Source organism: Falsihalocynthiibacter sp. S25ZX9 (genome assembly GCF_041205405.1).
Classification (GTDB): domain Bacteria; phylum Pseudomonadota; class Alphaproteobacteria; order Rhodobacterales; family Rhodobacteraceae; genus Falsihalocynthiibacter; species Falsihalocynthiibacter arcticus.
Genome location: NZ_JBGFCD010000374.1, coordinates 1 through 275, shown reverse-complemented (window position 1 = coordinate 275; position 275 = coordinate 1). Strand labels below are relative to the sequence as shown.

Below are 275 nucleotides of genomic sequence, written 5' to 3'. Positions count from 1 at the left end.
GACATTCCGCTCGCTTTGGATCGTCAATCAGAGGCGATAGAAGAATTGCGCGAAGGGATGCGTGCCCTTGGTCAGGCCATGGCGGAAGACTCCAATAGCGCTGATGGCGAGAATGGCCAAACCGCACAGGGCGAAGGGCGTGACGGTGGCGACCCCCTCGGACGCGCGCCCGGAACAAGCGGGGCGTCCCGCAGTGACAGCCCCTTTGCCGATGGCGAAAACCCATATGGTCGTGCACGCGAATTGCTAGACGAATTGCGCCGCCGCGAAGGGGA

The 275-nt window shown here is 62.5% G+C and carries 1 protein-coding gene; it reads left to right on the top strand.

From position 1 onward, the window contains the following. Positions 1 to 275, top strand: a 275-nt coding sequence (locus tag AB9F29_RS22635; protein ID WP_369757343.1) for a DUF4175 family protein, incomplete at both ends; no start/stop codon positions are given.